Consider the following 9,725-nt stretch of genomic DNA (forward strand, 5'->3'; position numbering starts at 1 on the left):
CGAGGGGAATGGATAGCTCCCAACTGGAAGGGGCGCAATACCCGGCCGCGCTTGTCGACTGGGCCGGCCATCACTCAGGAGGCGTAAAAAGGCTGCTGGATAAAAATAGCGGCCAGCCTAACAAGCAGCTGCTACGGACGAACCTTTTGTCCCGTCTCCAGGCCTGGGCTAACAGGCTTCCCACCGAGACCTCAGCTGTCCCCAGGATTGTCCTGCTTGTGGGTGGTCCCGGGAATGGGAAGACAGAGGCAATCGAGTGCACCATCCGCTGGCTCGACGAGAGCCTCGGCTGCGATGGCCGGTTGGTCGAGGAACTCTCGAAAGCCTTCCATCCCTCAACCGGCTCCGCAGTCCCCCGGCTGGCCAGGGTAGATGCCGGCAGCCTTGCCAAGCTAGATAGCAGACTGAGCCTCGACATTGTCCAGGATGCCTCTGCTACCGCCGGGCATGAGGGAAGCACCGCCCCCGTCCTTCTTATAGAGGAGCTTGCCAGGCTACTGGATGGACCTCCGACCCAAGCCTATCTCTGCTGTGTCAATCGTGGTGTCCTCGATGATGCCCTGATCCACGCAATAGACAACAATCTGGAACAAGCACGAACTCTTCTCGAGGCGGTTACCCGGGCTGTAAGCCTGGCGTACAACGCGCCTTCATGCTGGCCCCTCGAGGGTTTCCCATCCATTGCAGTCTGGCCGATGGATGCCGAGTCGCTCTTGGTAAAGCCGGACGACGAGCCCGTAGCCCCTGCCGAGATACTCCTAGGCCAAGCCACTGCTCCCGATATGTGGCCAGCGAAAGGGGAATGCCCAGCAGGCGACAAATGCCCTTTCTGCGCCAGCCAGGCCATCCTCGCGCGGGATGAGAACAGGGCATCCTTGCTGAAGATATTGCGCTGGTATGAGCTCGCCAGTGGCAAGCGTTGGAGTTTCCGGGACCTGTTCTCCCTCACCTCGTACTTGCTAGCAGGCCACCATCCTGTAGTCCACGATCCCTCAGGGACTCCCCACCAGTCCACTCCTTGCCAATGGGCTGCGAACCTTGTCGACCTCGACCAAAAGGCCCTAACGGCGAAAAGGCATGGCAAGCAGTCGCTAACTGCCATTTTCCACCTGTCGACTTCGAGCTACCAACATGCGCTCTTCCATCGCTGGGACAAGGACGCAGCTACCTCGCTCCGCCGCGACCTCAAGGATCTTGGCCTCGAGAAGGAACTCGAGATGGAGGAAGGGCGAACCCTAATGGGGCTTGTCTATTTCCTTTCGGAGCGCAAAAGCCACTATCTCCCAGCGACCATCGCCCCTCTGCTGGAGGGGCTGGTCGAAACGCTAGATCCAGCCTTCGCAAGCCCAGACGGAGAAGTTGCAGTCAGCAGTCGAAACACAATAGTCCTCGGCGACTTGGATATGCGTTTCAGTCGGTCCCTGGCCGGAGGTATTGAATTCGTTCGTAAGTACCAGGTGCTATCGCCAAACGAGCTCGATTTACTCCGGCGCCTATCCGCATCAGACGCCATGCTTTCGTTACCGAGCATACGGCGCAAGAGGCCGGTGGCCGCCAGCCGAGTCCAGCACGTCCTCCGTGATTTCGCATGTCGCCTAGTACGCAGAAGCATATGCACCCGGACGGCCATCGTGGCGGACGCTCCCATTCTCGAGGCATTCCAGCAGGTCGTCGAGGACAGCGACAAGCACCATCACCTCTTCAAGGTGGTAAGGCAAGTAAAGGAATTGCTGAACACTGGGAAGGAGTTCGAGGTGTCACTAACCACTACCTTTGGCCAACCACTCCCCCCTCGACAACGCCAGGCAACGCTGGTCGTCCCGCAGAGCCCGGTCCGGATGTCCCCCCAGAACAACAAGGGACGCCCTCACCCACCGATTTGCTATCTCCATGTCGGCCAAGGGCAATCAGTCCAGCCAGTCCCACTGACCTACGACCTTTTCAAAGCCGTGAAGGAACTGGAAAGAGGGCTCTCACCTGCATCCCTTCCACGCACAGTCGTTGCACTGCTGGACACGACTAAGGCCCGGCTTTCCGGCCCGATTGTCCGCGACCATGAACTACTCGATGATGCCCGGATCCGCATCGGCGCAGATGGCACGGTGGTCGGCCGCTCGTGGAATGGTTTTGCTGAAAGCCGGGAGGACGACGTATGAGCCTTGCGGATTTCAAGCAGACCCCGTGGAGCAAATCACATCCGAACTACCAGAAGTCGGCCCTGGCAATCAGCCCTGCCCCTGAGTATGCGAGCTCGGAAGTCCTGCTTGCCTCGCTCTACCGAACCATAGGCTTCGCAACAGCCAGCGAGGGCGGCGTGCCGCAGGCCGGGCGAGATCTAGACAAGCGTATCCAGAAACTCCGCGAGAAACGCCAATCCCCACCAACAGGAGCGGTAGTCGGTGTAGAGGCTTGGAATACTGTGCTTCACGGGATCCTGGAGAGCCCGAAGCTTCCCAACCAGTCGTCCAAGCGTTTCCTCCAGGTAACGCCCATCGTACCCGGGGCCGCACTCTTCTCCGGGTCTGCCCGTCTGAGCAGCAACTCGTGGCCCGCAGGCAGCTTGATTCGCCGCATGGTCTGCCTGGGATCGATGGATGGGGAGACGGCGCAACGACTTTGGCAACGCCTCTTCGCTGCATTGAACGTGGACGACGAGGACGATGTCTTCGCACGCTGGCTTGACCAAGAGACATCGGCGTGGAACCCGGGAGCAAGCAACTGGGCACTCTCGCCAATACCCGCGGACGAGATGGTCACGTTGGAGACGGCAGATTTCCTGGGGATCCCCTTTCTCCCCGCCCGGCGATTTACCAAGGACCTACAGGCCATCATGCAGGCCAAGGGTTCAATGACCCGCCGGCAGTGGACTAGCCTTCTCGAGGCATTGCTTCGCCTGGCAGCCGCATCCCACGTGACGTGGCTGTGCGACGTCCACGCCAGGACTTGGAGCTGCCTGTGGGCCGCACTAACGGATGGCATTGCTCCTTCCAGTGAACTGGAAGCAAGACGGGCGCTGTTCCCGGAAGCCCCGCAGTACATGACGTACGGGGGAAAAGCCCTCCAAGGCATCAAGGACAAGGTGTCTAGCTACCTAAATGCCCGGCTGGGAATCAATGCCCTCCTCTGGTCTCTGGCGCAGATAGGAGCTCCCTATTCTGGCAACCTCTCCTCGAGCGCCGGAATTGCTGCACTTTGCCAGCATATTCGTCAGCACAAGGCCGAGCTTACTCGCCTAGGCACGCTTGAGACGATTGCCGATGTGCGCGAGCAAGAAGCCCGTGCGCTTCTTTGCAAGAAAGGCATCGGCTCTAACCTGCTGGAGTTTGCGCGGCACGTCCTTGGGCAACGCCAGGCTGCAGTCCCATTGCTGAGGGGGTACGACCAGGGATACATCCTGAAGAAGAAAGGCAGCAGCCCGTCCAGCCCATGGGTTGTCTCCCTCGGCCCCGTCGCCGTGCTTGCCTTGGTCCACTGCGCCCTTGCAGGAATGGGCGGTCCCCGCTCGGTCCACCGGCTTGGACAGCACCTAGAGGCTTATGGCATGGCCGTGGACAAGCATGACATTGGCAGGAACGACCTGGGCCACCAGTTGCGAATGCTCGGCCTAGTGCTAGATAGCCCCGATGCCGAAAGTGGCATGCTGCTACTCCCCCCGTTCCCCATAAACCAAGCCAGCCAGGGCCCGGAACATGAATAGACTTGCACACTGGCTTGCCGCCACTGTCCACGAGAAAGTCAGGGGCTCGACACAAGGGTTCGGAGGTACCAGCCTAGAATATCGGCTTATCTTCCGCGGCCCACCCCTCGAGCTACTCGAACCGGCCTACGACGAGCTGGCCCGCAACGGAGGGATCCAGGTGCCAAGCGGGGCAGACGGAGGACTGGTGACCCTGCCGGTACTGCTCCAGTATCCAGCCGGCCAGCTGCAGGGACCCAGGCCACGCATCGGAGCATCCGGTAAGTGTGACAACGACCACTTGCTTGATATACGCAACGACCCTGCCAACCCTAGCTTTATTGCCCTGGTCCCGCCGGGACTGCACAACAACCTCTCGATCGAGTCAACCACCGACGAATTCGGATTGGGGGCAGCCACCAGCACGGGGCATGCATCCTTCGAACAATGGTGGGAGGATGGCTTTGTCCAGCAAGCAGTCAACGAGGCGTTGATCGCTGCCGGCATAACGGACGCCCAGAGGGATGACGCCAGGGGCCTGGTCCGCGCAACCGCAGCCTCGGTCGACGAGGTGGATCCAGACAAGGGAGGTCATCGCGCGGCCTGGCGCCTACTCTCGCGCATCTACTCGATAGCAAACGTGAATCAAGGGTTGCCTGCAGGAACAGCGCTATCACTGGCATGTGGTCTTCCCCCAATGAAGGAGGGAGGAATTTCCGCCAAGACTCAGCTTTCGGTCCTGGGAAAAATCGCCGACGAGCTTGCGGACGGTTTCAAGACTGGCATCGAGCGCCTGGCACAAGGCGTCCAACAAGGGGTTGCGCAAGCGCTGCGCGAACTGCTTTCCCATCTCCACTCGAATTGCGACGTACCTACGGCCTTCGAGCGTGCCACAGCGGCTTTCTACCTGCCCAGTGCCGATATTGAACTGGCGCCTCCTCCATCCTGGTGGACCACGCTCACCACCGAGCAGTGGACGGAACTACTTGCCGACGAGCCTGACGAGGTCGTCGGCGAGCTAACGATCCGGTGTACCAATAGTTTGATCCCTATGGGGAAAGGCTTGCCGGCCGTAGTACGGGACAAAGTCGAGCTATTGATTTCCACAAGCGAAGAGAGCCAACCAAAGGAGCTCCTGTTGACAGGCGGATCCTACGGCAAGGTTCCGACGTCATTGCCAGCGGGCCCTAATGGGACTACCAGCCACATTGACCTATTTCCCTCCTCCCACAAAGCGCCAATGAGCTACAAGGTTTCCGCGGACGGCTGCAAGCCTGCGAGCGTCCGGGTCATCTCCCTCGCGAGCTGGAAGCCCGGAATACTCGTTACCTGCAGGCTTGCGACAAAGCTCTCGCCACCGAGGAAGCCCCGCAAGAACTCAGCTGCGATGGACTGGGAAACATCCCTGTCGCTGCCGGGCTCCGGTCGTTATGAGCTCCAGCTCCACCTTGCTCCGGGGGCGAGCATTGGAAAGGTAGAAGGCTTGCCGGACGATGCCACCGAATTCGAGGAGCAGCGGGAGACAATCGAACCACGGCAAGTTGGGGAATACGAGTATCTAATAGAGGTCGAGGCTGATGGCAAGTACCAGCTGGACATCGCCTTTACTGAAGCCGGCGAGCAAGTTCCGAAGGTCTGCCGGGTATACCTGACCTGCGAAGAGGCAAAGGAGGAAGGTTGCAGGAGCGAATTCGAGCGGCTCATCAAGCTCAACCGACGGCATCTCGAGAAGTTCGATACCAAGGCTGTTGTCCATCTTGACCGGAACGCACGCTCCTCCAGCCTGCAGTCGTGGGTGCTGGAGGATCAGAACGTATCCAATTCCTTCAGGCCACTGGTGATCGCGGACGACTATGCGTCCCGGTGGGCCCCTCCTGACTGGGACGCCCCGCACGGCCCTGTACTCTCGAACGGGCGTTTCCTTCATGACCCCCGCCCCGAGGCCACGAGCTTCCAACCTCCCAAGGGCTTCATCGAGGCTCGGCAGGGGATCGCCCGGTACATACGTGGTAGCGACGACCAATCGGGGCTCCTTGAGTCAGCGCCGCTTGGTGCCTGGCTATCCGAAGACCCTGGGTTCCGCTCCCTTGTCGAGGACTACCTTGGAGCGTTCATGTCTTGGCTGGACGCCGACCCGGGTATCGCCTGCTGGATCGACACCATTGCCGTCTGCTCCCTGGAGCCGGATGGTCGTACCCTGGGAAGGATCCCAGACGCCATCATCCTTTCCCCCCTGCACCCATTGCGCCTCGCATGGCACTGCTTCGCCCAGAAAGTACTCCGTGACGAGGCCGAGGGCGAAGCCCCGTGCCCGGCAGCAAGCATCCTCGATCCGGACTGCGTCCCCGATCTACTGACCATCTCGCTGCAGGCACCGGGAGGAGTGGATCAGGTCGACTTCCTTTCCGTCGAATGCAGCTCCGACTACTGGTCCGTGCTTTGGAACGGATCCCGGCTGGGACAAATACCCGATCGCGCTCGCCGGGCCCCGTTCGACAGTAGCTTCGGGCTGGCAGTTGGAGGGATATCGAGCGGGTTCAGCCCCGCCCAGGTCTCACGAGCACTCGACGACGTCACCGACCTCCTGGCAGCCAAGCCTATCGTCAGCCTGGTAGTGTCCAGCGCAGGTGGCACCACGGATGCATGCAACGAAGGGTTGGCCACCTGGTGCACCAAGCGATTCGGCAACGGGGACCATGACACCCCGCGGCACGGTGTCGGGCCAAGGATTGTGGAGGTATTCGATACCAGGCAGGCTGGCCGGCCCGACCAGGCGACGATCGCCAACCTCTCCGAGGACACAGGCAACCACGTCCGCTGGTATGACAAGCAACCAACTGGGTCCAAGCCAGACCTGGGCATCATTGCCCAACTAGATTCGGCCCAACCCGAATCCAAGGAGGTCGGAATGCTTTCGCCGATGGGAACCGGCGGACTGATCAGGCACCGCGTCAGGCGCCAACTCCAAGCCTCCTTCCTAAGTGAATCCCGGCAGGGCCTGCAGATGCCACCCTCCGGCGAACCGTTCGCAGATAAGGTTTCCGCATGCATGCTCATGATGGAAAGGCTCAGGGACGGCAAGGTCGGCCTGCAGTTCTCCCCTAATGTCCATGCAGTGTCCAGCATGCTCGAGGAAAACAGCGCTGGGTTCGTCGCTGTATCGTCGTCAGCAATCGACCCCGCCTGCTTCCTCGGAGGCTGGATACAAGGGACGTATCTATGGGACTACGACCTCCCCTCGTACTCGCATCGCGCAGGCGACACAAGCGGCTACTACCTGTTATCACAGGTCAAGCAGGCTGATCGCGATGCGCTACGGCGAGTCTTGAAGCCCCTTCCGGGATGCGAGGATCTGGACGATGATCAGGTCGAGCAAATCCTCCTCGAGGTTGCGCGGAGGGGGATTCCTACGGTGCGAGGCCTCTCCGGGGACGATACGGGGGCGACGGGCGACCTTGGCCTGTTCCTCGCTGTCCGGCTCCTACAGGATCAGTTCCGTGTGACAGGCAACAAGGAAAGCCTGCTGCCGGTGCTTGCCGGATCACCGGAGGACTCGACGATAGCAATAATCATCCCCGTCGACCCCTTCCGGGGTTACCTTTCCGATCTTGCCCGCTCCCTTGGCAAGGAGCGCAAGGATACCTCCCTGTCGCGTCCCGATCTGCTGGTAGTGGGCGTGCGCGCATGCAGCGACAAGATCCACCTGCACCTTACGCCCATAGAGGTCAAGTGCAGGCAAGGAGTAGTCTTCGGTGCAGGCGAATCAACCGAGGCACTCTCCCAAGCCAAGGCCCTGTCGTCATTGCTTCGTGCCATCGAGGAACGTGCAGGTAGTTCTCTGGCATGGCGCCTTGCCTTCCAGCACCTGTTGCTCTCAATGGTTGGCTTTGGCCTGCGAGTCTACAGCCAGCATCAGGCAGTAGGTGGGCATGCCGGCCGCTGGGCTAGCTACCATGAACGTATCGCTGCAGCCATACTCAGCCCAACCCCGCCGATCAGCATCGATGAGAAGGGGCGGCTGATCGTGGTGGACGCGTCGCTCCAGAGCAGCCCGCATGATCGCGATGGCGACAAGTACACAGAGACCATTGTCATTTCCAGCCGAGATGCCGGTCGTATCATCGCTGGGAATGACGCACAGTCCTTCTATGATGGCGTACGTGCAAAGGTCGACGACTGGGGGCTGCTACCCTGCCAGGCAAGTGCGGCCGGCACCCCAATCGTGCAGCCCGACATCACTCCCCCGGACGATGTCCAGACGGGCGACCCCATAGTAGTCCCAGCAGAAGATATCCCCGGGGCATCCACCAGTCTGGTCGATCAGACATCTACCGGCGTAGCGGAACCAGGGGCAAGCCCTGCCCCCCCCAACTGACGAGCCAGGGACAGGGATCATTCTCTCTGTTGGCAAGACTGTGGATGGTTTCGAGCCTCGATCACTATCCCTGAACATATCCGACACCCGGCTCAACCAGTTGAACATTGGTGTCGTTGGCGACCTCGGGACAGGCAAGACCCAGTTCCTCAAATCGTTAATCCTGCAGATATCCAGGGCCCGCGAGGCCAACCGCGGAATCACGCCAAGGTTCCTGATCTTCGACTACAAGCGCGACTACAGCAGCCAGGACTTTGTCGAGGCCACGGGCGCCAAGGTGGTGAAACCCTATCGCCTGCCCCTGAATCTCTTCGACACCACGGGGATGGGGGAGTCCTCCGCACCATGGCTGGACAGGTTTCGCTTCTTCGCCGACGTACTCGACAAGGTGTATTCCGGCATCGGCCCCGTGCAGCGGGACAAACTTAAGGGTGCAGTCCGCAGCGCCTACGAGGTGGCTGGTGGGCAAGGCCGCCAGCCAACGATCTACGATATCCATGCCGAGTACCGAGAGCTGCTCGCAGGGAAGTCGGACTCGCCGATGGCTATCATCGACGACCTAGTGGACATGGAGGTCTTCGCGCGCTCAGGGGAAACGAAGCCGTTCGACGAGTTCCTGGATGGAGTCGTGGTGATATCCCTCGATTCCATGGGGCAGGACGACAGGAGCAAGAACCTGCTCGTCGCCATCATGCTGAATATGTTCTACGAGAACATGCTACGCACGCCGAAGCGCCCCTTCCTTGGCACGTCCCCACAGCTCCGGGCCATCGACTCGTACCTATTGGTGGACGAAGCGGACAACATCATGCGCTATGAGTTCGACGTGCTCCGCAAGTTGCTACTGCAGGGCCGCGAGTTCGGGACGGGCGTCATCCTTGCCTCGCAGTACCTGCGGCATTTCAAGGCAGGGGCAACCGACTACCGGGAACCATTGCTGACCTGGTTCATCCACAAGGTACCCAACGCAACACCCGCGGAGCTTGGAGTACTCGGCTTCACCTCGGACCTGGCAGAGCTATCAGAGCGAGTGAAGACCCTTCCCAACCACCACTGTCTCTACAAGTCATTCGACGTGGCTGGAGAGGTCATACGGGGACTGCCTTTCTTCGAACTCACCAACCAAGCCTGACCAACGCCCGGCCTGCGAATACAGGCCGGGCAAGGAGGCTCCTAATGACAGACTTCCTTTCTCCCGCAGAACGCTCGGACAGGATGTCACGTATCCGGGGCAAGGACACGCAGCCCGAGCTAGCATTACGCAAGGTCCTTCACCGGCTCGGACTCCGATACCGATTGCATGGCGCGGGGCTACTAGGCAAGCCAGATCTCGTGTTCCCGCGATACAGGACCGTGGTATTCGTGCATGGGTGCTTCTGGCATAGGCACAAGGGATGCAATATCGCCACGATCCCTAAGAGCAACACACCCTTTTGGCTGGAGAAATTCGAAAAGAATGTCGTACGTGACGCGCGAGTAGCAACAGATTTGCAGGCCTTGGGATGGACGGTACTTGTCGTATGGGAGTGTGAACTGACATCTGCCAAAAAAGCCCAGAAGACTGGCGAACGCCTATATGAGGTTATCCGTAGTCGTAGCCACGGAAAGTATCGGTAATCGACTGAAGCAGCCCTGCGGCCTGTAGTGGTCTACTGATCCCGGACACCGATTTAG

5 protein-coding genes are annotated in these 9,725 nt (G+C 60.2%); all 5 read left to right on the forward strand.

Annotated features, from left to right (window positions below; translation table 11 throughout):
• Positions 1–8 precede the first annotated feature (8 nt).
• The 5 genes from HMPREF2716_RS12255 (at position 9) to HMPREF2716_RS28740 (ending at position 9,668) form a co-directional block, all read left to right on the forward strand.
• The gene (locus HMPREF2716_RS12255; RefSeq protein ID WP_004363346.1) at positions 9–2,156 is read left to right on the forward strand and encodes an ATP-binding protein; all 2,148 of its coding nucleotides are present in this window, start codon (positions 9–11) and stop codon (positions 2,154–2,156) included.
• Complete coding sequence (locus HMPREF2716_RS12260; protein ID WP_004363343.1) at positions 2,153–3,697, forward strand: hypothetical protein; 1,545 nt, start codon at positions 2,153–2,155, stop codon at positions 3,695–3,697. Before HMPREF2716_RS12255 ends, HMPREF2716_RS12260 begins: the two co-directional genes overlap by 4 nt.
• On the forward strand, positions 3,690–8,051 hold the full coding sequence (locus tag HMPREF2716_RS12265) for an ATP-binding protein (RefSeq protein WP_256548113.1): 4,362 nt from the start codon (positions 3,690–3,692) through the stop codon (positions 8,049–8,051). The genes HMPREF2716_RS12260 and HMPREF2716_RS12265 overlap by 8 nt, the downstream gene beginning before the upstream one ends.
• Positions 8,052–8,151: 100 nt before the next feature.
• Positions 8,152–9,183 carry a hypothetical protein gene (locus HMPREF2716_RS29830; protein WP_256548114.1) on the forward strand — a complete coding sequence of 344 codons (1,032 nt, stop codon included), beginning with the start codon at positions 8,152–8,154 and terminating at the stop codon, positions 9,181–9,183.
• Between the two features lie 44 nt (positions 9,184–9,227).
• Entirely contained in the window at positions 9,228–9,668 is a 441-nt protein-coding gene (locus HMPREF2716_RS28740) for a very short patch repair endonuclease (protein WP_071534163.1), read from the forward strand.
• Positions 9,669–9,725 lie beyond the last annotated feature (57 nt).

This window comes from Pseudomonas sp. HMSC076A11, from assembly GCF_001810205.1.
GTDB classification, from domain to species: domain Bacteria; phylum Pseudomonadota; class Gammaproteobacteria; order Pseudomonadales; family Pseudomonadaceae; genus Pseudomonas; species Pseudomonas aeruginosa.

Coding starts and splice junctions, on each gene's coding strand:
- HMPREF2716_RS28740 (WP_071534163.1), top strand. CDS start 9,228: ATGACAGACTTCCTTTCTCCCGCAGAACGCTCGGACAGGATGTCACGT.
- HMPREF2716_RS12260 (WP_004363343.1), top strand. CDS start 2,153: ATGAGCCTTGCGGATTTCAAGCAGACCCCGTGGAGCAAATCACATCCG.
- HMPREF2716_RS12255 (WP_004363346.1), top strand. CDS start 9: ATGGATAGCTCCCAACTGGAAGGGGCGCAATACCCGGCCGCGCTTGTC.
- HMPREF2716_RS12265 (WP_256548113.1), top strand. CDS start 3,690: ATGAATAGACTTGCACACTGGCTTGCCGCCACTGTCCACGAGAAAGTC.